Origin of the sequence: Mesorhizobium sp. M1E.F.Ca.ET.045.02.1.1, from assembly GCF_003952485.1 — a bacterium.
Classification (GTDB): Bacteria; Pseudomonadota; Alphaproteobacteria; order Rhizobiales; family Rhizobiaceae; genus Mesorhizobium.
Genome location: NZ_CP034447.1, coordinates 1,402,012 through 1,427,476, shown reverse-complemented (window position 1 = coordinate 1,427,476; position 25,465 = coordinate 1,402,012). Strand labels below are relative to the sequence as shown.

Annotated in this window: 24 protein-coding genes; 18 read left to right on the top strand and 6 right to left on the bottom strand. The window is 64.2% G+C overall.

What is annotated here, in order from left to right; all coding sequences use genetic code 11:
- The first annotated feature begins 134 nt into the window (after nt 1-134).
- Nucleotides 135-605, top strand: coding sequence for a MarR family transcriptional regulator (locus EJ070_RS06655; RefSeq protein WP_126090619.1), 471 nt, complete (start codon nt 135-137; stop codon nt 603-605).
- 147 nt (nt 606-752) lie between these two features.
- Here EJ070_RS06655 and EJ070_RS06650 read toward each other — a convergent pair whose 3' ends face one another.
- Nucleotides 753-1,649: an AraC family transcriptional regulator gene (locus tag EJ070_RS06650; RefSeq protein ID WP_126090618.1), complete on the bottom strand. Its 897-nt coding sequence runs from the start codon at nt 1,647-1,649 to the stop codon at nt 753-755.
- Between the two features lie 47 nt (nt 1,650-1,696).
- Between EJ070_RS06650 and EJ070_RS06645 the strand changes: the two genes are divergently transcribed.
- From EJ070_RS06645 to EJ070_RS06625, 5 genes are all read left to right on the top strand, one after another.
- Nucleotides 1,697-2,104 carry a DUF2000 family protein gene (locus tag EJ070_RS06645; protein WP_126090617.1) on the top strand — a complete coding sequence of 136 codons (408 nt, stop codon included), beginning with the start codon at nt 1,697-1,699 and terminating at the stop codon, nt 2,102-2,104.
- 295 nt (nt 2,105-2,399) lie between these two features.
- The gene (locus EJ070_RS06640) at nt 2,400-3,284 is read left to right on the top strand and encodes a DMT family transporter (RefSeq protein WP_189350603.1); all 885 of its coding nucleotides are present in this window, start codon (nt 2,400-2,402) and stop codon (nt 3,282-3,284) included.
- A gap of 80 nt (nt 3,285-3,364) precedes the next feature.
- On the top strand, nt 3,365-4,387 hold the full coding sequence (locus EJ070_RS06635; RefSeq protein ID WP_052459475.1) for a LacI family DNA-binding transcriptional regulator: 1,023 nt from the start codon (nt 3,365-3,367) through the stop codon (nt 4,385-4,387).
- Entirely contained in the window at nt 4,384-5,367 is a 984-nt protein-coding gene (locus EJ070_RS06630; protein WP_126090615.1) for a 2-hydroxyacid dehydrogenase, read from the top strand. The genes EJ070_RS06635 and EJ070_RS06630 overlap by 4 nt, the downstream gene beginning before the upstream one ends.
- Nucleotides 5,368-5,510: 143 nt before the next feature.
- Complete coding sequence (locus tag EJ070_RS06625) at nt 5,511-5,897, top strand: hypothetical protein (protein WP_126090614.1); 387 nt, start codon at nt 5,511-5,513, stop codon at nt 5,895-5,897.
- Nucleotides 5,898-5,921: 24 nt separating this feature from the next.
- Here EJ070_RS06625 and EJ070_RS06620 read toward each other — a convergent pair whose 3' ends face one another.
- Nucleotides 5,922-6,695 carry a gamma-glutamyl-gamma-aminobutyrate hydrolase family protein gene (locus tag EJ070_RS06620; protein WP_126090613.1) on the bottom strand — a complete coding sequence of 258 codons (774 nt, stop codon included), beginning with the start codon at nt 6,693-6,695 and terminating at the stop codon, nt 5,922-5,924.
- Nucleotides 6,696-6,939: 244 nt separating this feature from the next.
- Between EJ070_RS06620 and EJ070_RS06615 the strand changes: the two genes are divergently transcribed.
- Nucleotides 6,940-8,049 (top strand): TRAP transporter substrate-binding protein, encoded by a 1,110-nt coding sequence (locus EJ070_RS06615; protein WP_126090612.1) that lies wholly within the window; start codon nt 6,940-6,942, stop codon nt 8,047-8,049.
- Between the two features lie 245 nt (nt 8,050-8,294).
- Here the strand turns inward: EJ070_RS06615 and EJ070_RS06610 are convergent, their stop codons facing one another.
- From EJ070_RS06610 to EJ070_RS06595, 4 genes are all read right to left on the bottom strand, one after another.
- Nucleotides 8,295-9,323, bottom strand: a complete 1,029-nt coding sequence (locus EJ070_RS06610; protein ID WP_126090611.1) for a zinc-dependent alcohol dehydrogenase family protein — start codon at nt 9,321-9,323, stop codon at nt 8,295-8,297.
- A gap of 12 nt (nt 9,324-9,335) precedes the next feature.
- On the bottom strand, nt 9,336-11,135 hold the full coding sequence (locus EJ070_RS06605) for a TRAP transporter large permease subunit (protein ID WP_189350412.1): 1,800 nt from the start codon (nt 11,133-11,135) through the stop codon (nt 9,336-9,338).
- Complete coding sequence (locus tag EJ070_RS06600; protein ID WP_126090610.1) at nt 11,132-11,737, bottom strand: TRAP transporter small permease subunit; 606 nt, start codon at nt 11,735-11,737, stop codon at nt 11,132-11,134. Before EJ070_RS06600 ends, EJ070_RS06605 begins: the two co-directional genes overlap by 4 nt.
- 175 nt (nt 11,738-11,912) lie before the next feature.
- A complete protein-coding gene (locus EJ070_RS06595; protein ID WP_126090609.1) occupies nt 11,913-12,818 on the bottom strand; it encodes a branched-chain amino acid ABC transporter permease in 906 nt (301 codons plus the stop codon).
- A gap of 126 nt (nt 12,819-12,944) precedes the next feature.
- On the opposite strand from EJ070_RS06595, the gene EJ070_RS06590 reads away from it, so the two are divergent.
- The 11 genes from EJ070_RS06590 to EJ070_RS06545 all read left to right on the top strand — a co-directional run bounded on the left by EJ070_RS06590 (nt 12,945) and on the right by EJ070_RS06545 (nt 25,422).
- Entirely contained in the window at nt 12,945-13,553 is a 609-nt protein-coding gene (locus tag EJ070_RS06590; protein WP_126090608.1) for a CGNR zinc finger domain-containing protein, read from the top strand.
- Entirely contained in the window at nt 13,546-14,073 is a 528-nt protein-coding gene (locus EJ070_RS06585; RefSeq protein ID WP_126090607.1) for a hypothetical protein, read from the top strand. The genes EJ070_RS06590 and EJ070_RS06585 overlap by 8 nt, the downstream gene beginning before the upstream one ends.
- A gap of 42 nt (nt 14,074-14,115) precedes the next feature.
- Nucleotides 14,116-14,370: a hypothetical protein gene (locus tag EJ070_RS36190; protein ID WP_189350410.1), complete on the top strand. Its 255-nt coding sequence runs from the start codon at nt 14,116-14,118 to the stop codon at nt 14,368-14,370.
- An 87-nt stretch (nt 14,371-14,457) separates the two neighbouring features.
- Nucleotides 14,458-17,931: an indolepyruvate ferredoxin oxidoreductase family protein gene (locus tag EJ070_RS06580; protein ID WP_126090606.1), complete on the top strand. Its 3,474-nt coding sequence runs from the start codon at nt 14,458-14,460 to the stop codon at nt 17,929-17,931.
- Between the two features lie 150 nt (nt 17,932-18,081).
- Complete coding sequence (locus tag EJ070_RS06575) at nt 18,082-20,397, top strand: EAL domain-containing protein (RefSeq protein ID WP_126090605.1); 2,316 nt, start codon at nt 18,082-18,084, stop codon at nt 20,395-20,397.
- A gap of 421 nt (nt 20,398-20,818) precedes the next feature.
- Nucleotides 20,819-21,580, top strand: coding sequence for a hypothetical protein (locus tag EJ070_RS06570; protein ID WP_126090604.1), 762 nt, complete (start codon nt 20,819-20,821; stop codon nt 21,578-21,580).
- A gap of 142 nt (nt 21,581-21,722) precedes the next feature.
- Entirely contained in the window at nt 21,723-21,872 is a 150-nt protein-coding gene (locus tag EJ070_RS06565) for a DUF3096 domain-containing protein (RefSeq protein ID WP_124999626.1), read from the top strand.
- Between the two features lie 154 nt (nt 21,873-22,026).
- Nucleotides 22,027-22,251, top strand: coding sequence for an aa3-type cytochrome c oxidase subunit IV (locus tag EJ070_RS06560; RefSeq protein WP_126090603.1), 225 nt, complete (start codon nt 22,027-22,029; stop codon nt 22,249-22,251).
- A gap of 81 nt (nt 22,252-22,332) precedes the next feature.
- Nucleotides 22,333-23,601 carry a Re/Si-specific NAD(P)(+) transhydrogenase subunit alpha gene (locus EJ070_RS06555; RefSeq protein WP_126090602.1) on the top strand — a complete coding sequence of 423 codons (1,269 nt, stop codon included), beginning with the start codon at nt 22,333-22,335 and terminating at the stop codon, nt 23,599-23,601.
- Nucleotides 23,601-24,023, top strand: a complete 423-nt coding sequence (locus tag EJ070_RS06550; protein ID WP_112128301.1) for a proton-translocating transhydrogenase family protein — start codon at nt 23,601-23,603, stop codon at nt 24,021-24,023. The genes EJ070_RS06555 and EJ070_RS06550 overlap by 1 nt, the downstream gene beginning before the upstream one ends.
- 1 nt (nt 24,024) lies before the next feature.
- Nucleotides 24,025-25,422 carry an NAD(P)(+) transhydrogenase (Re/Si-specific) subunit beta gene (locus EJ070_RS06545; protein WP_126090601.1) on the top strand — a complete coding sequence of 466 codons (1,398 nt, stop codon included), beginning with the start codon at nt 24,025-24,027 and terminating at the stop codon, nt 25,420-25,422.
- Nucleotides 25,423-25,465 lie beyond the last annotated feature (43 nt).

The window sequence follows — 25,465 nt, the reverse complement described above, 5'->3', positions numbered from 1 at the left end:
TGGCATCACCTGCGCGGGCACCGCAATGCTTGCCGGCAAAGCGTTCTGCAAGCCGGACTCTTTAGATCGTCATTTGCCAGCCGCCGGACAGCCTCTATGCTGTCCGCGCCGGTTCGGCCGAAGAGGGAAGGACCATGGCCAAGGCGGACAAGACAGCGACAATGAGCCGGCTGCATTCGGCGGCGCGGCTGGCGCGAACGGCGCTTGCGGCGCGGCTTCTGGCGCACGGTTTCTACGCCGGCCAGGACCAGATCATGCTGGCGCTGGATCGCGAGGACGGCCAGACCCCGGGCAATCTCGCCGGGCGGCTCGGCGTGCGCCCGCCGACGATCACCAAGACCATCAACCGCTTGCAGGCGCAGGGTTTTCTGGAAAAGCGCGCCTCCAACGCCGATGCGCGCCAGGCCCACATCTTCCTGACGGACGCCGGCCGCGAAACCATCCGCGCCATCGAGAAATCGGTCAAGAAGACCGAAAAGCAGGCGCTGAAGGGCCTCGACAAGAAGGACCAGAAGGCGCTGTTCAAGCTTCTCGCCCGTATCGAGGCCAACTTGTCGAACGAAGACCTAGTCCTCATCGACGACGACGCGGAACTGGATGATTAAAGCGCGACGCGCAGCGTCGTCGCTTAACCGCGAGGCTCCCGGTAATTAGCGCTCAGGCGGGACGCGCAGCGTCGTCGCCCTTTCCTCTAAGCCACCGATGCTTGGGTGGTGCGTGGAGCGACGACGCTGCGCGTCGTGCTTACAATGCTAAGCCGGTGCTTGGAGCGACGACGCTTTCGCGTCGCGCCCTCGCACCAGCACCGCCCAGCGTCCCGGCGTCAGCCCGAACGCCTTCTTGAAATGCCGGTTGAAATGGCTCTGGTCGCTGAAGCCGACCGCAACAGCTGTTTCGGCGAGCTGTTCTCCCATCTCGATCATGCGCCGCGCCCGCTGCAGCCGGCGCATCAGGAGGAAGCGGTGCGGGCTGGTCGAATAGGTCGCGCGGAAGTGGCGCGACAGCGCATAGCGGTCGAGGCCGGTGACAGCCTCGAGCTCATCGGAGCGAACCGGCCGCCCGGCATTCCCCTCGATATAGTCCCGCGCAAGCGCGGCGGCGCGCCATGCCGTCCTTCCCATAGGTCTTGCCGGCTCTCCGGCATGATGTTTCAGATGTTGTACCAGCTGCGCGATGAAATCGGCGACGAACAAATCGTCGAGCTCTTCATCCAGCGGCGCAAGGGCTGAAAGCAGCGTGCCCCGCAGGCCGGCGTCGCTGACCACCGCGTCCTCGACGAAAGGCAGCGCCGTGCCGGCTAAGCAGTCGAGAAGCAGCGACGGTTCCAGATAGAGGATCCGGTAGCGCAAGCCGTCCTCGGTGCCGGCGCCGCCATCGTGCAGTTCGTCGGGATGCAGCACGATCACCTGGCCGGGCAGGCTGTGCCGAAGCGCGCCGCGATAGTGGAAGCGCTGCACGCCGTCGAGCGTCACGCCGATGGCATAGGTATCGTGGCGGTGCAGATCGAAGGCGTTGCCGTGGAAGCGTGCTTCGATGCGTTCGAGCCCGATGGCGCCGGGCGCCGAAACGATCCGGTCCCCGGCGGCGATCACATCCGCGCACGAACGTTCAAGACCCTCCAGCGCCTCACCGCCTAGACCGTACGCCATCGCCTCATCCATGCCCGTCATGGGTCACCTTTTGGAGAAGCATTTTGGTGTTCGACACGAAATTTGCAATCGTGCTGAGGGAAGACCTCGCCATCTGGCAGAAGCTCAACGTCACCGCGTTCCTGACCAGCGGCATCGTCGCGCAGTTCCCTCAGATCATCGGCGAGCCCTATCGCGATCGCGCCGGCAATCTTTTCAATCCGCTGTCGATCCAGCCCGTCATCGTTCTCTCGGCGGACGGGCCGACCCTCAGCACCATCCATCGCCGGGCTTTGGAGCGCGGCGTGATCACATCGGCCTATGTCGAGGAGATGTTCTCGACCGGCCATGACGTGGCCAACCGCGCCGTCTTCGCTGAATTCGCGCCGGACGACGCCAGGATGGTCGGCATTGCGCTGCGTGCTGAAAAGAAGTTGGTCGACAAGATCACCAAGGGCGCCCGCATGCATGCTTGATTTAGGGAGTAGGGAGTAGGGAGTAGGGAGTAGGGAGTAGGGAGTAGGGAGTAGGGAGTAGGGAGTAGGGGTTGCTTTGCTCCTTGCTCCGCCTCCAGAATTGAAGGGCTCAGGTTAGTCGTCAACGGCAGTGCGCACTAAGCCTGTCCCGGGCGCTTGTTGGGCCAGTCGCTTTAGGCTTGCCGGCCGGCGGCGATTGCCGCAAAAGGGAGGCATCTACCTTTCCCCCGGCCTGACCTTGAGCGTTCCCAGAAACCCCGACGACAGCGCAACGCCGCCCGCGGCGATGCTGTTGATGCTTTGCGTCTATGTCTGCTTCACCTTTCTCGACACCTCGAGCAAATACCTGGTGCTTGCCGGCGTCTCGGCGCTGATCGTCGCCTGGACCCGCTTCACCGTCCATGTCCTGCTTGTCGGCGTCTTCCTGCGCGGTTGGCGGGAGCCGTTGCGCTTCCGCGCCAACAACCTGCCGGCGCATATCCTGCGCGGGTGCCTCCTTTTCGGCTCGACCATGTTCAACGTCCTGGCGCTGAGGACGCTGCAGCTTGCCGAAACCACCTCGATCTACTTCTTCGGCCCGATGGTGATCACCGCATTGGCCGGTCCGCTGCTCGGCGAATGGGCCGGCTGGCGGCGCTGGCTGGCGATCCTCGCCGGCTTCGTCGGCGTCCTCATCATCACCCGGCCGGGCGTCGGGGTGTTCGGCATAGGTCATCTCTTCGCGCTCGGCTCGATGCTGTCGAACTCCTTCTACGTCATCATGACGCGGCGCATGTCGGCGACGGAGACGCCCGAGAGCCTGATCCTGTTCTCGGCGCTGGCGCCGGCCGTGCTGCTCGTGCCGATGCTGCCGTTCTCGCATGCGCTGCCGCAGGACGGCTGGCCCTGGTTCATCCTGTTGATGCTGGGCGTGTTCGGCGCCGGCGGCCATTGGCTGTTGGTCCAGGCCTATCGCCTCGCGACCACCACCGCGCTTGCGCCGTACCCCTATTCACAAATGGTGTGGATGATCGTTTCCGGCTGGCTGATCTTCCACCAGCTTCCCGACCGCTGGACGCTGCTTGGTGCGGCCATCATCGTCGCCAGCGGCCTCTACATAATCCATCGCGAGCACCGGCTGCGCCTGCGCAATTCCGCCTCGCTCGACACCGAAGCCGAGACCCTGGCGAAAAAACTTTGAATTGCTCCCGATCGATGGCATAAGGCCGAATTTAAACAATTTAAAAACGTGTTTCCGAGGACCTTGGGGAGCAAAGGGCACTGGCACAGAAGATCAAGCTTTCGACGATCGCGGATGCGCTCGGCGTGTCCACGGCAACGGTATCGCTGGCGCTGCGCGACAGCCCGCTGGTCGCCGGCTCCACGCGCGAGCGCATCAAGGAGCACGCCCGCGCCATCGGCTATATCTACAACCGGCGCGCCGCCAGCCTCCGCACCTCGCGCTCCGGCATTGTCGGCGTCGTCGTGCACGACATCATGAACCCGTTCTTCGCCGAGATCCTGCGCTCGATCGAAAGCGAGCTCGACCGCAGCCGCCAGACCTTCATCCTGTCCAATCACTACGACCAGCTCGAAAAGCAGCGCACCTTCATCGACACGCTGCTGCAGCTCGGCGCTGACGGCGTCATCATGTCGCCGGCAATCGGCACGCCGGCCGAGGACATCATCATGGCCGAGGAAAACGGCCTGCCGGCGGTGCTGATCGCGCGCACCGTCGCCGGAGCCGACGTGCCGGTCTTCCGCGGGGACGATGCCTATGGCACGGCGCTCGCGACCAACCACCTGATCTCGCTCGGCCACAAGCGCATCGCCATGATCGGCGGCACCGACCAGACGTCCACCGGCCGCGACCGCTACCAGGGCTATCTCAATGCGATGGAGGCGGCCGGGCTGGAGGTGAAGCCGTCATGGCGTATTCCCGGGCCGCGCACCAAGCAGGCCGGTTTCGAGGCCGCGGGACAGTTTCTGGCGCTGAAGGACAAGCCGACAGCCGCCTGCTGCTGGAATGATCTGGTCGCCATCGGACTGATGAACGGCATTGCGCGGGCCGGCCTCGTGCCGGGCGTCGACATTTCGGTCACCGGTTATGACGATCTCGAGGAGGCCGCAATCGCAACTCCGGCATTGACGACGGTCTGGAATGGCCAGCGCGAAGTCGGCCGCCGCGCCGCCAGCGCGCTGCTCGACAAGCTGAACGGGCAGGCCGTGCGGCCCTCGCAGGAACTGATCAAGCCGGAGCTGCATGTGCGCCAGTCCACCGGCAAGCCGGTGGAGCGCCAATGACAAAAGCCGAAGCAAGGTTCCCGGTCGCCATCCTGGTGCCCGGGCATTTCAACGACCACGCGGTCGGCCGGATCGATAAGGCATTCCGGCGCGTGCGGATCGAGCGCGCCGATCCGTCGCTCGTTACCGGCGAGATGCGCGAGGTCGTGCGCGGCATCGCCTGCTTCGGCGGCATCGACGCGGCCATGATCGATGCGCTGCCCAATCTCGAAATCATCGCCAATTTTGGCGTCGGCTATGATTCGGTGGACGCCAATCACGCGGCCAAGCGCGGCGTGATGGTCACCAACACGCCGGACGTGCTGACCGAGGAGGTCGCCGACACCACGATCGGCCTGCTGATCAACACCGTGCGGGAAATGTACGCTGCCGAGAAATGGCTGCGCGACGGCGACTGGGTGAAGCAGGGCAACTATCGTCTGAGCCGGCTCACCTTGCGCGGCCGCCGCATCGGTATCTTTGGCATGGGCCGAATCGGCCTTGCCGTCGCCCGTCGCCTCGAGGCCTTCGGCCTGCCGATCGCCTATCACAACCGCCGCAAGGTCGAGGGCCTGTCCTACGAATACCATGCGACGCTGAAGGGCTTGGCCGAGGCGGTCGATACGCTGATCTGCATCGCGCCAGGCGGCGCATCGACGGAAAAGGCCATCAATGCCGAGATCCTGTCGGCGCTGGGGCCGAACGGCGTCTTCGTCAACATCGGCCGCGGCAGCACGGTGGATGAGGCGGCTCTCGCCGCGGCTCTCGATAACGGCGCCATCGCCGCTGCCGGGCTCGATGTCTTTGCCGACGAACCGAATGTGCCTCAGGCCCTGCTCGAAGCGCCCAACACCTCGCTTCTGCCGCATGTCGGCTCGGCGTCGGACCACACCCGCCGGGCCATGGCCGATCTCTGCGTCGACAATCTGATTTCCTGGTTCGGCGAGCGCCGGCCGCTGACCGCGGTACCGGAGACGATCAACATCAGGCCGCGCGCCTGATCGGCCACATTTATTAACGCCTGATTAACCCTTTGGAATCATTGTGCATACTTCGTTATGCATATCGCCGAAAGTTTGGAGACGGCGACATGCGTGGACCAGAGGCAAAAAAGCGCGACGCGCTCTTGGTGCGGAGAAGCAGAGTGAAGCTGTTGACTGGCTTGGTTGCGTCGGTTGCGTTGTTCGGGGGCGTGCAGTTCCTGCATGGCGGCGATAGCCAAAGCGCGGCCAACGAGCCCGCCGCGTCAAGCATCTACAAATTGACGGCCAATGGCGACGAAGCGGCCTGCGCCGTCCAGCGCGGCGCCGAGGTGTCGGACGGGCTGTCGCGGCTCAGCCTCGCTCCTGATTGCCGCACGCTGATGCCCGGCATCGAGCGTGTGAAATTCTGGCGCGAGCAGGCGGACGGCACGGTCGCCTTCAGCGAGAACGGCATCGATCCGATCGTCACTTTCAGCGTCGCCGATGGCGACGGTTACGAATCCTACGCGCCGGCCGCGCCGCTGCTGGCGCTCAACAGCGACGAATAGCTACCGGATTTTCCTGTAAGCAGCCTACTCTGCCGCCGCGCGCGCCCCGGCTTTCGCCGCCGCATGCAGGCGCACGGCATCGCCGAACGCGCGGAAGATCTTCGCCGAGTTGCTGTCCGACTTCACCCAATATTCGGGGTGCCACTGGACGCCGACCGCGAAGGCGCGGGCATCCTTCACCGAGACCGCCTCGACGGTGCCATCGCCGGCCACCGCCTCGACCTGCAGTTTCGATCCGAGCCGGTCCACCGCCTGGCGGTGCACGGAATTGACCATGATCTCGCCGGCGCCGAACACGCCTGCCAGGCAACTGCCGGGCTTGATCGAAATCGCCTGGCGGATGCCGAAGCGCTCATCCTGATTGTCGCTGACCGGCGCGCGGTGGTCGAGCGTGCCCTCGCGCTCGTGGATCTCGGTGCCCAGCGTGCCGCCCAGCGCCACGTTCAGTTCCTGGATGCCGCGGCAGATGGCAAGCAGCGGCACGCCGCGCTCGATCGCCTTGCGGATCAGCGGCAGCGTGGTGGCGTCACGCGCCGGATCGTAGGGTCCGTTGGCCTCGGTTGCGTCGCCGCCGTAGAGTGACGGATGCACATTGGATTTCGAACCCGTGACCATGACGCCGTCGACCGAGGACAGCAGTTCGTCGAAATCCAGCCGGTCGCCGAAAGAGGGCACCAGCAGCGGGAACACGCCGGCGCCGGCGATCGCCGCCTCGATATACTGCTGCGGGGCGGCATGCCAGGTGTAGTTGTCGAACTGGCGGACATCGGTCGAGACGGCGACGAGCGGCTGCTGCATTTGGATATCGGTTCCATTGAGGGCTAACGGATTATTCTGCCTACAAAATAGGCGATCCGAGGGCGTTTTGCCATGGCAAGTTTCATCTCCACGGATAGGCCACGAAATTTGGCGTTAGACTATAGTTGCACATAGCCCCCGATACTGGACTCGACCTCTCGCCTGTGTATGTTTCTTCCCCAACCGGTCCGGGCGGCGAGGATGCCCGAATGTCGGTCAGCTGATCCACAAGGGAGGAAACTGCATGGATCGTCGTTCATTCATCCGCAAGGCCGGTGCGTCCGGCGTCGGCGTCGCGGCAGCGGCCGCAGCGCTTGCCACGCCGGCGATAGCCCAGTCCAATCCGAAAGTGACGTGGCGGCTGGCATCGTCCTTCCCGAAATCGCTCGACACGATCTATGGCGGCGCGGAAGTCTTCTCCAAGATGCTGTCGGAAGCGACCGACGGCAATTTCCAGGTCCAGGTCTTCGCATCGGGCGAGCTGGTGCCCGGCCTGCAGGCTGCGGACGCCACCGCTGCCGGCACCGTCGAGGCTTGTCATACGGTGGCATACTACTACTGGGGCAAGGACCCGACCTGGGCGCTGGGCGCGGCGGTGCCGTTCTCGCTCAACGCGCGCGGCATCAATGCCTGGCACTACCATGGCGGCGGCATCGACCTGTTCAACGAATTCCTGGCCACGCAGGGGTTGTTCGGTCTGCCGGGCGGCAACACCGGCGTGCAGATGGGCGGCTGGTTCCGCAAGCAGATCAACACCGTGGCCGATCTCTCCGGCCTCAAGATGCGCATCGGCGGCTTCGCCGGCAAGGTGGTGCAGAAGCTCGGCGTCGTGCCGCAGCAGATCGCCGGCGGCGACATCTATCCGGCGCTGGAAAAAGGCACGATCGACGCCGCCGAATGGGTCGGCCCCTATGACGACGAGAAGCTCGGCTTCTACAAGGTCGCGCCCTACTACTACTATCCCGGCTGGTGGGAAGGCGGCCCGACCGTGCATCTGATGTTCAACAAGGCCAAGTACGAGGAGCTGTCGCCGGCCTACAAGTCGCTGGTACACACGGCCGCGCAAGCCGCCGACGCGAACATGCTGCAGAAGTACGACAATCTCAATCCGGCGGCGGTGAAGCGGCTGGTGGCCGGCGGCGCCAAACTGGCGCCTTTCAGCCAGGAAATCATGGCGGCTTGCTTCGAAAAGGCCAACGAAGTCTATGCCGAAATGGAAGCCAACAACGCGCCGTTCAAGAAGATCTGGGAGTCGATCAAGGGCTTCCGCAAGGAGCACTATCTCTGGGCCCAGGTCGCCGAATACAACTATGACACCTTCATGATGGTGCAGCAGCGCAACGGCAAGCTGTAGGCGATCCGCCTTTCCTTCTGGAAGACCTTGCAAGGCCCTCCCCTTCTCCCCTTGTGGGAGAAGGTGGATCGGCGCGCAGCGACGAGACGGATGAGGGGTGTTGGAAGGAATGAGGCGTTGGCGATTCTGTCGCGGCGTCCAACGCTGAAGGTCTGCGCCAAGCTGGAGCACCCCTCATCCGTCGCCTTCGGCGACACCTTCTCCCACAAGGGGAGAAGGGAAGAACTGAGCGCAAAACCGGTGCTTCAGCTATTGTTCGGCACCACCAGCACCTTGACCTCACCGGGGGCCGCGGGGTTCGAGATCACGCGCGGCGCCTCTTCGAGGGGCACTTGCTTCGAAATCAGCTTGTCGATCTCGATCGCGCCCGACGCGACGAGCTCCGCGGCGCGGCGATGCGTGAAGGGGTTGATGAAGGAGCCAAGGACCTTCAACTCGCGGAACAGGACATCGAAGGGCTCGAAGGCGACCTTCTGGCCCTGAGGCATCACGCCGACGATCACCACCGTGCCGCCGGCCTTCGCCAGTCGCATCGATTGTTCCACGGTGTCGGGAACGCCGGCGCATTCGAGCACGACGTCGACGCCGCCAGGCACCAGGCCAGCCGGTCCGGCGATGGCCTCGATGGGGTCGATGGCGCTTGGATCGACGGTTGCCGTCGCGCCGAGCTCCTCGGCAAGCGCCCGGCGCGAGGCCTGCCGGGTCGACAGGATGATCGTCGCGGCGCCCGCCAGCTTAGCCAATTGCACGACAAGCAGGCCGATGACGCCGCCGCCGAGCACCACAACCGAAGCGCCCGGTTTGATGCCGGCGAGGTCGACGCCGTGCAGGCAGCAGGCCAGCGGCTCGCAGAAGGCGCCATGCGTCGGCTTGAGATCGGCGGGCAAGAGGAAGGCCTGGCTTTGCGGCATCACGACATAGTCTGCAAAACCGCCGTCGCGGTGGATGCCGATCGCCCTGAGATTGCTGCACAGGTTGACCCGGCCGGCCCGGCAGTGGCTGCAGCGCCCGCAGGAAATGTTGGGGTCGCCGGTGACGCGGTCGCCGACAGAGATATCGGCAACCGCATCTCCGACAGCCTCGACGATGCCGCAGAATTCGTGGCCGAGCGTCACCGGCGGTTTTGACGGAAACTCGCCATGGAGAAGGTGCCTGTCGGTGCCGCAGACGCCGCAGGCTTCGATCCGCACCAGGACATCCTCCGGCCCTGGTGAAGGTTTGGCGACCTCGCGAAGCGCAATGCTGCCGATTGCTTCCAGCCGGACGGCTCTCATGACTTGGTCACCTCAATTGAAACTCGGCGGCTTCGAAAGGTCGGGCGCCGGCGCCGCCGGCTTGGCGGGCGGTGTATCGCCGAAATTCGGCGGCTGCGACAGATCGGGCGCGCCGGGGGCTGCCGGCGCCGTGCCGCTATTGGCGGGCGGCGCCGCGCCATTGTCGGCCGGCGGCGTGCCTAGCGGCGACAGTCCCGGCATCTCCGGCAGCTTCAAGTCTATCGTGGCGGGTTCGACAGCGGCACCCTTGTAGCGCATCACCATCTGCGGGAAGGCGATGGTGAGCCCGATCATGATCACCTGGATACAGACGAACGGCACCGCGCCCCAATAAATCTGGCCGGTGGTGACCGGCGCGATCTGCTTGCCGGTGATGCGGTCGAGATAGGGCACGCGCGCCGCGACCGAGCGCAGGTAGAACAGCGCGAAGCCGAAGGGCGGATGCATGAAGCTGGTCTGCATGTTGACGCCGAGCAGTACGCCGAACCAGATCAGGTCGATGCCGAGCTTGTCGGCGGCGGGCGCGAGCAGCGGCACGATGATGAAGGCGAGCTCGAAGAAGTCGAGGAAGAAGGCCAGCACGAAGACCAGCAGGTTGACGCCGATCAGGAAGCCGGTCTCGCCGCCGGGCAGCGAGGTGAGCAGGTGCTCGACCCAGATGTGGCCGTTGACGCCGTAGAAGGTGAGAGAAAAGACGCGCGCGCCGATCAGGATGAACAGCACGAAGGAGGACAGCCGCGTCGTCGAAGCCAGCGCCTGTTTGATGACGTCGAGCGACAGCCGCCCCTTTGCCGCAGCCATGATCAACGCGCCGACTGAACCCATCGCGCCGCCTTCGGTCGGCGTGGCGATGCCGAGGAAGATGGTGCCGAGCACCAGGAAGATCAGCGCCAGCGGTGGGATCAGCACGATCACCACCTGCTGCGCCAGCTTGGACATCATGTTGACGTGGAGGCGCTGGTCGGCGATCGCCACGGCATAGATCACGATCACGCCGACACAGGCGCCGAGAATGTCGGCGTTATCGCCATGCGCCGGCACCAGATAGCGGTAGGCCGCATAGGAGATGGCTGCGGTTACCAGCAAAGCGACGATCAGCGAGATCACGCCGCGGCCGAGCGTGCGCGCCTCGGCCGGCAGCGCCGGCATCGAGTTCGGGCGGATGATCGACATGATCAGGATGTAGAGCATGTAGATGGCGGTCAGCACGATGCCGGGAATCAGCGCGCCCGCATACATGTCGCCGACCGAGCGGCCGAGTTGGTCGGCCAGCACGATCAGCACCAGCGAGGGCGGGATGATCTGGGCCAGCGTGCCGGAGGCCGCGATCACGCCGGAGGCCAGCCGCCGGTCATAGCCGTAGCGCAGCATGATCGGCAGCGAGATGAGACCCATGGCGATGACGGAGGCCGCCACCACGCCGGTTGTGGCGGCAAGCAGCGCGCCGACGAAGATCACCGCATAGGCAAGCCCGCCGCGGATCGGGCCGAAAAGCTGCCCGATCGTGTCGAGCAGGTCCTCGGCCATGCCGGATCGTTCGAGCACGATGCCCATGAAGGTGAAGAAGGGAATGGCCAGCAGCGTGTCGTTCGACATCACCCTGGTGCCGTAGAAATTGTCCGGCAGCGCGTGCAGCAGCGGCCAGGCGAGGTTGATCGATCCGCCGGAGTAAGGCGACAACAGCACGCCGATGAAGAAGAACAGGAGACCGTTGGCGGCGAGCGAGAAGGCGACTGGGTAGCCGATCAAAAGGAAGATGACCAGCGAGGCGAACATGATCGGCGCCATGTTCTGCGCGATGAACTCGATCATGGGCGCACCTCGCCGGCCAGCGCCTTGGCTTCTTCGGCAAGCGCCTTGGCCTCGAGCTCGGCTTGCTCATGCGCCGATACGAAGGGATTGGGATCCTCCATGTCGCCGCGCATGATGGCGATCTTCTTGATGATCTCTGAAACGCCCTGCAGCGCCAGCAGGATGAAGCCGGCGAGCAGGATGGCCTTGGCCGGCCAGACGATCAGGCCGCCGGCGTTGGTCGACATCTCGCCGCTGCGGAAAGACAGCGACACGTAAGGAACGAAGTAGATCACCATCAGCACCACGAACGGCATCAGGAAGAAGAGGTGGCCGAGAAGGTCGATCCAGTGCTGCACGCGGCGCGAGAACATGCCGTAGACGATGTCGATGCGGATATGGTCGTTCTGCTTCAGCGTGTAGGCCGCCGCCAGCATGAAGGCGGCGCCGAACAGGTACCATTGCAGTTCGAGCCAGGCATTGGAGGAGATATCGAACGCCTTGCGGATGACGGCGTTGCCGGCGCTTACCAGGATCGCCAGCAGGATCAGCCACGAGATCCAGCGGCCGATGAACTCGTTGATGCGGTCGATCGTCCTGGAGAGAGCGAGTAGCCCTGCCATGCAATTCCTCCCTGATGCCGGCGCCGCGCCCGGTTCCCCCTCCGGTCTCGCGTCGCTTGGCCCAACGGTATGCAGTGCGTGGTCCGGTTGGTCAACATGACAAGGCGCGACAAACGACGGCGCCGGTGGAAAGCTGCCGGTTCACCGAACGTCATGCAACCAAAGTCTGAGGGATTCAGGCGACCTTGGCCTGGTCGCGGCTTGCGCCGATCAGCACCAGCATGGCGACGAGGAAGAGATATATCCAGCCATCGCGCCATTCGATCGGGAAGTAACCGGCCCACAGCGATTCGGCCATTCCGAAGGCCGCGGCGCCAAGCGCCGCCTTGAGCGGCGACAAATAGCCGCCGACCGCCGTGACGAACAGGATCTTGAGGCCGTAGACGAGACCGGTGCCGAAGCTGATATTGCCGTAATAGAGGCCGGCGAGCACGCCTGCAAAAGCCGCGCAGAAGCCGCCGTAGAGCACCGCGCGGCGGAACACAGCGCGCACGTCGACGCCGCACATCGCGGCCGCCTTCGGATCGTCGGAGACGGCTCGCCAGGCGCGGCCGAAGCGCGAATGCGAAAACGTCCAGGCCGCCAGGGCCACCACCGCTATCACGGCGGCGCAGTCGAGCAGCTGGATGACGGTGAGCGTGACCTTGAAGCCGGCATCCTGCGCGAAGACGACAGGATCGGCGAGCATCGGCGGCAGCCAAAGATCATGGGTGTCGGCGGCGATGCGGCTTGCTTCCGACAGGAACAGCAAGATGCCGAGCGTCGTCACCACGATGGCGTTGGGCGACCTGTCGGCCAGCCTTTCGAAGACGCTGCGCGACAGCACTTGGCTGATCAGCACGGCATAGAGCAGAGCGGCCACGATGCCGAGCGCGACCGACGCGAACAGCGTCAGCCACAGCGCCTGGTAGCCGAAGGCCGCGGTCAGGATCATCGTGTGGCCGCAAAAGGCAAACAGCGCGCCATAGGCAAGGTTGGTGCGGTGCAGGATGCCGTTCGTCAGCACATAGCCGAAGGCGAGCAGCGCATAGAGCGCGCCGGAATGCAGCCCGTTGAGCACCTGCTGGTAGAAATAGAGCATTAAGCATCCCTGCAGCGCTGCGCCCTTTGGGACGCGCAAAGGACGCTGGAGCACGTTGATTTAGCGGCGAGCCTTGCATCAGGAATCTAACTTGTCAAACACGTTTTATAGGTTAGATTTCCCGCCATGACGGTATCCTGGACCCCGCACCGCTTCACCGGCGGCATCCTCGCGCTCGACACGGCGAACACGGTCGTGCTGCGCAACGATCCGGAAAAGACTTTTGATCGTTTCGACGATCCCGCCGAGATCGCCCGCTTCGCCGAGGCGGCAAGCGGCTTTCGCGCCGCCGAGCTCGGCGGCCGGCGGCTGCAGGCGCCGGAACCGGGCGGCATCGCCCCGGTCGTGCTGTCGATCCGTGAGGCGACCGACCGGCTGTTTCGCCATGCCATAACGAAAGGTGCCATCTCCGCCGGCCATCTGCCGGATTTCCTGACGGCCTGCGCCAGTGGCCTTTCCGGTAGCAGCACCGAGATCGGGGCGCCGGGCCAGCCGTTCGGCGATCCGGCGACACCGATCGCCTTCGAGGCGGCCTTGGCCGTCTCGGCGCTTTCGCTGTTGCGCGACGAAACCGTTGCCAGGCTCAGGATTTGTCCGAACTGCAGCTGGCTCTTCGTCGACCGCAGCCGCAACGCCAGCCGCCTCTGGTGCGACATGGCCGTCTGCGGCAACCGTCAGAAAGCGAACCGCTACTATCGCCGCCGCACGGCGGCCAGGGAGGCCATCAATGCCTAGCAAGTTCCGTTCGATCGCCCTTGGCGCGGCCTTGATTGCCGCCACAGTGCTCGGCGCCTGCCGCGATACGGGCAAGGAGCAGCTCTTCGCCATTTCCGGCAAGCTGTTCGAATTCAACTACAGGCTCGGCATAGCCACCTATGTCATAACGCTGAGGCCGCTGCGGCCCATGGGCGAGGGGCAGGTCGCGGTCGTCAATTTCCAGAATCCAGCCGGCGGCGACCCGCTCATCGTCAACCAGAAGATCTGGCCCAAGCTTCCCCATATCACCCTGACCAGCCCTCCGCTCACCTGCGTCGTCAAGGACAAGCCCTATTCCGTCACGATCCGCATCGAGGATTCGAGCGGCACCCTACTGCAAAGCCTCGAGACGACGATGACCTCGACGGAGGACCAGACGATGCTGCCGGACCGGCCTCTGGTGATCGGGCCGAAATACGAGCTCAACCCGGACCTCGCCGGCCATCCCGACGGCAAGCTGCCCGATGAGCCGAAGCCGGATTGCTCGAAGGCGGTCTAATGCATGTCGCCCAAAAGTGTGTAGCGGTTTTGGGAAAACGACATGCATAAAAACAAAGATTTAAAGCGCGTCGCTCGAATCCGTTTCGACGCGACGCGCTTTAGGGCACGATCTCGAACCGGTGGTCAGCGTCAGCAAAAACTGCGCAGCGGTTTCGGAAAGATCGTGCCCAGGCAGGAGACGCCGGCTGCTGAAATTTTCGTGCTTCGTGAAGCGTTTAGCTTCGTCTTAAATGCGCTGGGCGACTTCACTCGGACCGTTTGTTGCGTCCGCTCTGGCCCCTGCTTTTTCGTTTGACCTCTCCCGCAAGGGAAGAAAGACTGCGGCGTCCCACTCCGACGTTGGCCGCCCGTCTGAGGCGTGCCTCCGCAGAGGAAATGCCTGATGACGCTGCATGACGTCGCGCTCGACGACAAGTTCGACCTTGGCAAGGAGCGCGTTTTCCTGTCCGGGGCGCAGGCCGTCGTGCGCATGCTTCTTATGCAGCGCGAGCGCGACCGCCGCGCCGGGCTCAACACCGCGGGCTTCGTCTCCGGCTATCGCGGCTCGCCGCTCGGCGGCCTCGACATGCAGCTCTGGAAGGCGAAGCGGCAGCTTGCGCAATCCGACATCGTCTTCCAGCCTGGCCTCAACGAGGAACTCGCCGCCACCGCCTGCTGGGGCTCGCAGCAGACCGAGCTGCTCGGCGAAGGCACGCATGACGGCGTCTTCGCGGTCTGGTACGGCAAGGGGCCGGGCGTCGATCGCTCCGGCGACGTGTTCCGCCACGCCAACCTCGCCGGCTCGTCCAAGCATGGCGGCGTTCTCGCCCTGATGGGCGACGACCACATGGCCGAATCCTCGACCAACGCGCATGCCACCGAATTCCTGTTCGTCGACACCATGGTGCCGATCCTCAATCCGGCCGGCGTCCAGGAGATCATCGACTACGGCCTTTACGGCTTTGCCATGTCGCGCTTCGCCGGCACCTGGGCGGCGATCAAATGCGTCAAGGACAACATCGAATCGACGGCCTCAGTCGACGCCTCGCTCGAGCGGCTGAACATCGTCACTCCTGACTTCGACATGCCGCCCGGCGGCCTCAACATCCGCCACGAGATCGACATGCTCGGCCAGGAAGAGCGGCTGCATGAGCATAAGCGCGCCGCCGCTTCCGCCTTCATCCAGGCCAATGGGCTGAACCGGATCGTCTATTCGGGCGGTCGCAACCCGAAGCTCGGCGTCATCACCATCGGCAAGAGCTATCTCGACGTCCGCCAGGCGCTGGAAGATATCGGCATCGATGAGAAGGCCGCAAACCGCATCGGCATCCGCCTGTTCAAGGTCGGCTGCCCCTGGCCGCTCGATTTCCAGCACATCGCCGACTTCGCGCGCGGCCTCGACACCATCGTCGTCGTCGAGGAAAAGCGCTCGCTGATCGAGGTGCAGCTGCGTGAAAATCTCTACGGCACCGCCGCCCAGCCGGCCATCGTCGGCAAGAAGGACGAGCGCGGCGACTGGCTGTTTCCGGCCAAGGGTGCGCTCGATCCCAACGAGATCGCGATCGCGCTCGGCGAGCGGATCCTGCGCACCATCGGCCCGTCGGAGGAGATCGCCGCGCGGGTGGCGAAGCTGCGCCAGTTCCAGGCGATGCTCGCCGACACCGTCGACATCGGCTCGCGCACGCCTTTCTTCTGCTCGGGCTGTCCGCACAATTCCTCGACCAAGGTGCCGGAGGGCTCGCTGGCCGCCGCCGGCATCGGCTGCCACTTCATGGCGCTGTGGATGGACAGGAACACCGTCGGCTTCACCGCCATGGGCGGCGAGGGCGCGCAATGGGTCGGCCAGGCGCCGTTCTCGAAGCGCGACCATATCTTCCAGAATCTCGGCGACGGCACCTACAACCATTCCGGCCTGCTGGCGATCCGCTTCGCGCTGTCCTCCGGCGCCAACATCACCTACAAGATCCTCTACAACGACGCGGTCGCCATGACCGGCGGCCAGCCGCATGAAGGCGGCCTCACCGTGGATATGATCGCCAGACAGGTGCGCGCCGAAGGCGTCAACCGCATCGCCATCGTCACCGACGAACCGGACAAATATGCCGGCAAGGCCGATTTCCCGGCTGGCGCCACGATCCATCACCGCGACGACCTCGACCTGGTCCAGCGCGAATTGCGCGGTGTGAAAGGCGTCTCGGTGCTTCTCTACGATCAGACCTGCGCCGCCGAGAAGCGCCGCCGCCGCAAGCGCGGCACCTTTCCCGACCCCGACAGGCGCGTCTTCATCAACGAGTTGGTCTGCGAGGGTTGCGGCGATTGCGGCGTGCAATCCAACTGCGTCTCGATCCAGCCGGTCGAAACCGAATTCGGCCGCAAGCGCCGGATCGACCAGTCGAGCTGCAACAAGGATTTTTCATGCCTTGGCGGTTTCTGCCCCTCCTTCGTCACCGTTCATGGCGGCAAGATCAGGAAGGCCGAAGGCATCGCCGGCAAGACCGATCCGCTCGACGGCGTGCCGTCGCCCGCCGAATTCCCGCTTGGCGGAGAGGGCTGGGCGGCGATCATCGACGGCGTCGGCGGCACCGGCGTGGTCACCATCGGCGCGGTGCTCGGCATGGCCGCCCACCTCGAGGGTAAAGGCTGCGGCATGATCGACATGGCGGGCCTTGCCCAGAAGGGCGGCTCGGTCTTCACCCATGTCCGCATTGCTTCGACGCCCGAGGACATCCACGCCATCCGCGTTTCGGCCGGCAAGGCGGATCTCGTGCTCGGCTGCGACCTCGTGGTCTCCGGCGCCAAGAAGGTGCTCGCCGCGGTGCGCGAGGGTCACACGATGTTCCTCGCCAACACCGCCGAAATCATGCCTGGCGAATTCACGCGCTCCGCCGATTTTTCCCTGCCGGTCGAACGGCTGAAGAAAGCGATCCGCGCCGCCGCTGGCGACGACAACGCCCACTTCTTCGACGCCACCCGCACCGCCACCGCTTTGTTTGGCAATTCGCTCGGCGCCAACATGTTCATGCTCGGCTTCGCTTTCCAGCATGGCGGGCTGCCGCTGTCGGCCGAAGCCGTTGAAAAGGCTATCGAATTGAACGGTGAAGCCGTGGCGATGAACATCGCCGCCTTCCGTTGGGGCCGTCGCGCCGCGCACCAGCCGGACTTCGTGCGCAACCTGGTCGGCAAGACCGGCAAGCCGGTGTCCGCGCCCGCCGAAACGCTGGACGACATCATCGCCCGGCGCGTTGCATTCCTCACCGCCTACCAGAACGCCGCCTATGGCAAGCGCTATGCCGATAGGGTCGCCGCGCTGCGTGCCGCCGAGGCGCGGGCGGTTCCCGGCTCGACCGCTGTGACCGGGGCCGCCGCCAAAAACCTGTTCAAGCTGATGGCGATCAAGGACGAGTATGAGGTGGCGCGGCTCTATACCGACGGCAGCTTCGCCTCCGATCTCGCAAGGCAGTTCCAGAGCTACGAAAGGCTCGAATTCCATCTCGCGCCGCCGATCCTCGGGCGGCGCGGCAATGACGGCAAGCCGAGGAAATCGAGTTTCGGTCCCTGGATGATGAAGGCTTTTCGCCTGCTGTCGGCCATGAAAGGCCTGCGCGGCACGGCATTCGACCTCTTCGGCCACACCGCCGAACGGCGCGCCGAGCGGCAACTGCTTGCGCAATACGAGGCTGATCTCGATCTGATCGCCGCAGCGCTTGCGCCGGGCAGGGTCGAAGCCGCTGCCGCTCTCGCCTCCGTGCCCGCGCTCATCCGCGGCTATGGCCATGTCCGGCAGGCCAGCGCAGCAAAGGCGGCCGAGGAGCGCTCCAGACTGCTCCAGCGGCTGAGCCAAACCGTGCCGGTGCCGGTTCTCAACGCCGCCGAGTGATTTGCGCCGACTCTTTGCCCAAGGCCTTTCCGGCCCGCCCAGGTGTTCGCGCCTTGGCGGGCAGGCGGAAGCTGCTGCTCAAGCCATCGCTGTTCTAAGCCTTTCTTAAGGCGGTTGTGGCATGACAAGGCTTAGCGTTGGGCCGACCATATGGGCAGAACAAAGACCGAAAGCATCCCCGCGGATGTTTATATCCAATTTGTGCGCTCGTTGTTCGACAACGCGCATATGTTGCTGATCGGTGGCGCGTGCTATTGGATCCTCGGATTCATGATCTATCTGCGCACGCACAACCCCTTGTTCCTGACGTTTTCTTTTGCTCTGCTTTCCGTCAGCCTTATCCGTTACTTCGGCATTCGCAGCTTCCTGCGAACAGGCGGCGTGATTGCCGATGTCGAACACGCGCAGCGGTTGGAGCGCAGCTACATCCTGAAGGGCTGCCTGCAGGGCCTCGGCCTGGGCGCGCTGTGCTTCGTGTCGATCTATGTGTATCCCGATCCCTTTGCCGAGCTGGCGGCGATGTCGCTGACCTTGGCCACCCTGGTCACGGTTGTCGCCCGCAACTACGGCTCGCCGCGCATGGTGCGGATCTTTTCGGTGACCTTCATCGGTCCGGCGGCGCTTGCGCTCCTGCTGCGCATGGACGCGCCTTCCGTCGTCCTCGGCCTGATGATCATCCCGATGACGTTCATCACCATCACCGGCGCCGACCATGTGCGCAACGTGCTCTTCTCGGCCGTCATCGGCCACAAGCAGGCGAGAAACCTGACGCGCAGGTTCGACCGCGCGCTCAACACCATGTCGCATGGCCTGGTCATGCTCGGCCCGGACGGACGCGTCGCGGTCGCCAATGCCGAGGCCGCCCACCTGATGTCGCTGAAGTCGGCCGACGCGCTGCTCGGGCGTTCGATCCACGGTCTTCTGATGCGCGGTGTCGCCGGCGGCATGCTGGCACCGAAGGACTGCCGCTACATCGAGGCGCAGCTGACGCGCGCCCTGCGCGAGGGCCGCGACCGCAAGGTGCTGGTTTCGCTCGCCAACGGCCAGCACTACGAATTCTCCGCGCGCGAAGGCAGCCAGGAACTCGGCGTCGTCACCTTCGAGGATGTGACGGCCCGCGTCGAGGCGGAGGAGAAGATCCGTTTCATGGCGCGCTACGACAACCTCACCGGCCTGCCGAACCGCGCCTACTTCCACGAGCTGGCCGGCGAGGCCATGGCGTCCGGCGACCGCGACCGGCTCTGCGGCCTGGCGGTGCTCGATCTTGACGATTTCAAGAGCGTCAATGACACGCTCGGCCATCCGGTCGGCGACGGGCTGATCTATGCCGTGGCCGAGCGGCTGGCGGCGGTTGCCGGGCCTGGCATCAATGTCAGCCGCTTCGGCGGCGACGAGTTCATGATCTATTTCGACCGCATCGAGGATGAGAGCCATCTCGGCAGCCTGCTCGACGAGATCTTCGCCGACTTGCAGGGCGAAGTCGACGTTGCCGGGCATGGCCTGCGTATCCAGGCCAGCGGCGGCGCGGTGTTGTCCATCGTCAAGGACACCGACGTCGATGCCATGATCGTCAAGGCGGACCTTGCGCTCTACAAGGCCAAGGAGCTCGGCAAGAACAGCTGGCGGCTGTTCGAGGCTTCGATGGATGCCGCCTTCCGCAACCGCCAGCTGATGAAGGCCGATCTGCGCAGCGCCGTGCAAGCCAAGGAACTGCGCGTCGTCTACCAGCCGATCGTATCGATGAGCACCATGCGCATCGCCAGTTGCGAGGCGCTTTGCCGCTGGGATCATCCCGATCTCGGGCCGATTTCGCCGGGCGTCTTCATTCCGCTGGCCGAGGAGATGGGCATCATCTCCGAGATCAGCACCTTCGTGCTGCAGGCAGCCTGCGCCGAATGCGCCAAATGGCCGGCGCAGACCAGCGTTTCGATCAACCTGTCGGCCAAGGATTTCCGCAACCGCGACGTCGTGCAGAAGGTGCGCGACGCCTTGGCGGCGTCGGGCCTTGCGCCGCACCGGCTCGAGATCGAGGTCACCGAGACTGCCCTGCTCGACGACAAATCGCTGACGCGCGAACTGATCGAGGAGTTGAAGACCCTTGGCGTTCGCATCGCGCTCGACGACTTCGGCACCGGCTATTCGAGCCTCAGCTATCTGCACAAGCTGCCGCTCGACAAGATCAAGATCGACCGCTCCTTCCTGATCGACGTGACCCAGAGCGCCCAGTCGCTCGATCTTTTGAAGGGGATCGTCGGCTTGACCCGGACCTTGGGCCTGGTCGTCACCATCGAAGGGGTCGAGACCTTCGAGCAACTGAAGATACTTGTGCGCTCGGTCAAACCGGACCTCGTGCAGGGTTTCCTCTTCGGTGCCGCGCTCAGTGCATCGGGCATCGAGACGATGTCGAACGTCACCTGGCCGTTCGCCGCGGACCTGCGTCTCGCCGCCAAGCGGACGGCCAGGTAGCGCAGTTGCGGAATTCGCTCGATTGAGATCGGCAATGCACGTTGATCAAACGTGCGCAGCATTTTCTACGAAAACAGAAGTTTTGAAACTTATTTTGCAACGTTTTCCAGAATAACTTCAGAAAAACCTGTCGAATCTTTTCCATCCGTAACTGCATAAAGGTGAATATTTGTAGAAGGTCGACGCTTCTGCCGGATTCTGACACGGATTAGTGCTTTCTGCTTGCAGATTTGCGGCGTCCTTTCATGTTGAAAGTGAGCTTAGTGCAAGGCGCCAGATTTGCTTTTTCAGCGCAACGCTGCCGCCTGCAATTGCGCCGATTATTAAGGTTAACGAAGGGTAAATCAGCAGGGTTGAATTTTCGGCTTGTGTCTCATTTCAACTCGAATAGCCTAATCATAGGCGGATACGAGGACTTGAGATGGATGCTGCGAGAAACGATGCGCAGGCTGGCGCCGGCGCAAACACTGGGTCGGCGCTGAACCGTTCGATCATGCAATTGCTGGAGCATGTCGACTATCGCCTCATCACAGGGGGCGAGGATCTGGAGGCGATCTACCGCCTTCGCTATCACTCCTATTTGCGGTCAGGCATGTGCGGCCCGATCGCCAGCGGGATGTTCGAGGATCGCTGGGACAATCTGCCGAATTCCTACCGGTTCGGTGTCTATTTCGATGGTGAATTGGTCAGCACGCTGCGCCTCCACTATATTTCCCGCGAGCACCCCTATTCGCCTTCCGTCGACGCCTATCCCGAAATATTGGCCGAGCGGCTTGCCCGCGGAGAGACCTTCATCGACGGAACGCGGTTCGCGACCGATCCTGACAGCGCGCCCGCGCCTGGAGTCCTGCCTTTCCTGACGCTCAGGCTCGGCATGGTGGCCTCCAGCTACTTCGGCCAGACCGCGGTGCTCACGCCGGTCAAGGTCGAGCATTCCGCTTACTATGCCCGTATCTTCCATGCCGTGCAGCGGACCGAGGGCAAGGTGTTCCCGGGCGTTCTTGCGCCGATCGCTTTGTTCGAAATCCCCTGTGGCGAAAATTTGCGCCTGACCCTCGAACGGTTCCCATTCTTCAAGTCGACGCCGATGGAACAGCGGCTGATGTTTGCCAACCCGGCGATCAACCGGCTGACGCCGCTGTCCATCATTCCGACGGCGAAATACTATCGCGACGCTGCCTGAACCCTCCGAGCATCGTGGACCTTTCCTTCGGTTTCGCCGTTATGAAATAGCGGCGTCGCCGTCGAGCGGCGCCGCGGTCCTGCGCAACAGGCGTTCGCCCCGGGCCCATGTCGGGTTGTTTGTTCATGGGAAGGATACGATCATGACCATCCATTCACTCGCGCTCGCGCCCCTGATCTCGCTGATCGCCGGCATATTGATCCTGGTGATGCCGCGCCTGCTCAACTACATCGTCGCGCTCTATCTGATCGTCGTCGGCCTGCTCGGCCTGTTTCCGCAGCTCGCCGGCTGAGGTTCAGCACCCACGCTGCGTCGCGGTGGCGGCGTCCCGTCCCATTTCAACTTTCATTTGAGGCTGTTGTCGCCGGTCGTGCGGCAATAGCGCCATTGCTCTTGGTCCGGCTTTTCGCTATGTGCCTCGAAGATGTCTTCGAAGGGGTATTCCTATGGCTGATCATGCGCCGACCGGTCCTGTCGAACTGGGTGCGAAGATGGACTATGCCGAGCATGACCGCACCTATGCGGCCTTCCTGAGGCTGGCCAAATATGGATCGCTTATTTGTCTGGCAATACTCGTGGCGATGGCTTTCGGTTTCTTCGCGGGCGGCTTCTTCTCGGCGCTGATCCTCTTCGCGGCTATCATGGCCGCCGGCGCATTCATTCTCCGGTAGTTTTCTCAAACCCTTTGCCGGTGACGCCGCCGGAGATCGGTCGGCGCCTTGCGGACAGGTTCCAGCCGAAAGGATCAAGCGGTGGGGCAGTCGGTATTCATCCCTCGTGAGCTTGACGCGAACGAGCCGCGTGTGGCGGCTTCGCCTGAGACGGTGAAACGGCTGGCGGGCCTGGGCTTCGAGGTGATCGTCGAGAAAGGCGCGGGCCTCGGCTCACGCATCACCGATCAGGATTTTGCCGCTGCCGGCGGCACGATCGGCACGGCCGGCGATGCCAAAAAGGCCGATGTGGTGCTGAAGGTGCGTCGGCCGACCGATGCCGAGCTGAAGGGCTACAAGTCCGGCGCGGCGGTCATCGCCATCATGGATCCCTACGGCAACGATGCGGCACTTGCCGCGATGGCCAAGGCCGGCATCACCGCCTTTTCGATGGAATTCATGCCGCGCATCACCCGCGCGCAGGTGATGGACGTGCTTTCCTCGCAGGCCAATCTCGCCGGCTATCAGGCGGTGATCGACGCCGCGTGCGAATATGACCGGGCGCTGCCGATGATGATGACGGCAGCCGGCACCGTGCCGGCGGCCAAGACCTTCATCATGGGCGTCGGCGTCGCCGGCCTGCAGGCCATCGCCACCGCGCGTCGCCTCGGCGCCGTCGTCACCGCCACCGACGTGCGGCCGGCGGTGAAGGAGCAGGTGCAGTCGCTCGGCGCGAAATTCCTGGCGGTCGAGGACGACGAGTTCAAGGCGGCCGAGACCGCCGGCGGCTATGCCAAGGAAATGTCGAAGGAATACCAGGCCAAGCAGGCGGCGCTGACCGCCGAGCACATCGCCAAGCAGGACATCGTCATCACCACGGCGCTGATCCCCGGTCGCCCGGCGCCGAAGCTGGTCTCGGCCGCCATGGTCGCCTCGATGAAGCCGGGCTCGGTGATCGTCGATCTTGCCGTCGAGCGCGGCGGCAATGTCGAAGGCGCGGTGCCAGGCAAGGTCGTGACGACGGAAAACGGCGTCAAGATCGTCGGCCATCTCAACGTGCCCGGCCGCGTCGCGGCATCGGCCTCGTTGCTCTATGCCAAGAACCTTTACGCCTTCCTCGAGACGATGGTCGACAAGGCGACGAAGACGCTTGCCATCAAGCGCGACGACGAACTGGTCAAGGCGACGATGCTGACCGACGCTGGGCAGGTCGTTCATCCCAACTTCGCCAAGGCGGCCGGCGAGCCGCGCACCGAACCCGCTGCGATACCGGCCAAGACCATGGTCGCCGATGCCGCGCCGAAGAAGGTAGCGGCGAAGAAACCTGCCGCAGCCAAGTCGGCCTCGTCCAAGTCGAAAGGGACCGCGTGATGGACGCACTGCAGAAAGCCCTCGATCAGCTCGATCAGGCGACCGCCGCCGTTCGCCTTGCCGTACAGGACCTGGCCAACGCGCCCGCCGGTGCCGAGGCTGCCGGCAACGCGGCGCATGCGCTCTCGGGCGGCGCCATCGATCCCTTCGTCTTCCGCTTCGCCATCTTCGTGCTGGCGATCTTCGTCGGCTATTATGTCGTGTGGTCGGTGACGCCGGCGCTGCACACGCCGCTGATGGCCGTCACCAACGCCATCTCCTCGGTCATCGTCGTCGGCGCGCTGCTCGCCGTCGGCATCGCGGCGTCCGGCCTAGCCGCGGGCTTCGGCTTCGTCGCGCTGGTGCTGGTCTCGGTCAACATCTTCGGCGGCTTCCTCGTCACCCAGCGCATGCTCGCCATGTACAAGAAGAAGGAAAAGTGACGTGACCGTCAATCTCGCTTCCTTCCTCTATCTGGTCTCCGGCATCCTGTTCATCCTGGCGCTGCGCGGCCTGTCGCATCCGACCACCAGCCGCCGAGGCAATCTCTACGGCATGATCGGCATGGGCATCGCTCTTTGCACCACGCTGGCGCTGGCGCTGCCTTCGGCCGGCCGCTTCGGCCTGATCGTGCTGGGTCTCGCCATCGGCGGCAGCATCGGCGCGGTGACTGCGCGCCGCATCGCAATGACCTCGATGCCGCAGCTGGTCGCCGCCTTCCACTCGCTCGTCGGCTTCGCCGCCGTCATGGTGGCGGCCGCCGCCATCTATGCGCCGGAAAGCTTCGGCATCGGCACGGCGGGCGACATCCATGCCCAGGCGCTGGTCGAAATGAGCCTCGGTGTCGCCATCGGTGCCATCACCTTCACCGGCTCGGTCATCGCCTTCCTGAAGCTCGACGGCCGCATGTCCGGCAAACCGATCATGATCGGCGGCCGCCACCTCATCAACATCGCGCTCGGCATCGCGCTGTTCGTGCTGATCGTGCTTCTGGTCAACACCGAATCCAAGCTGGTCTTCTGGCTGATCGTGGCCGCCTCGCTGGTGCTCGGCGTGCTGCTCATCATCCCGATCGGCGGCGCCGACATGCCGGTCGTGGTGTCGATGCTGAATTCTTACTCGGGCTGGGCCGCTGCCGCGCTCGGCTTCACGCTTGGCAACCTGGCGCTGATCATCACCGGCGCGCTGGTCGGCTCCAGCGGTGCGATCCTGTCCTACATCATGTGCAAGGGCATGAACCGCTCCTTCATCTCGGTTATCCTCGGCGGCTTCGGCGGCGAGACAGCTGCCGCTGCCGACGACGGCATCGAGCGCACCGTCAAGCAGGGTTCGGCCGACGACGCCGCCTATCTGATGATGAACGCGCAGAAGGTCATCATCGTGCCCGGTTACGGCATGGCGGTCGCCCAGGCCCAGCACGCGCTGCGCGAGATGGCCGACAAGCTCAAGGCCAACGGCGTCGAGGTGAAGTACGCCATCCACCCGGTCGCCGGCCGCATGCCCGGCCACATGAACGTGCTGTTGGCCGAGGCCAACGTGCCTTATGACGAGGTGTTCGAGCTGGAGGACATCAACTCCGAGTTCGCGCAGGCCGACGTCGCCTATGTCATCGGCGCCAACGACGTCACCAACCCGTCCGCGCGCGACGACAAGTCCTCGCCGATCTTCGGCATGCCGATCCTCGACGTCGACAAGGCCCGCACCTGCCTGTTCGTCAAGCGCTCGCTCGGCTCCGGCTATGCCGGCATCGACAACACGCTGTTCTACAAGGACGGCACCATGATGCTGCTCGGCGACGCCAAGAAGATGACCGAGGAAATCGTCAAGGCCATGGATCACTGATCAACTGCGGCTTCTGCAAAAAAGCCCGGCGTCGCCGGGCTTT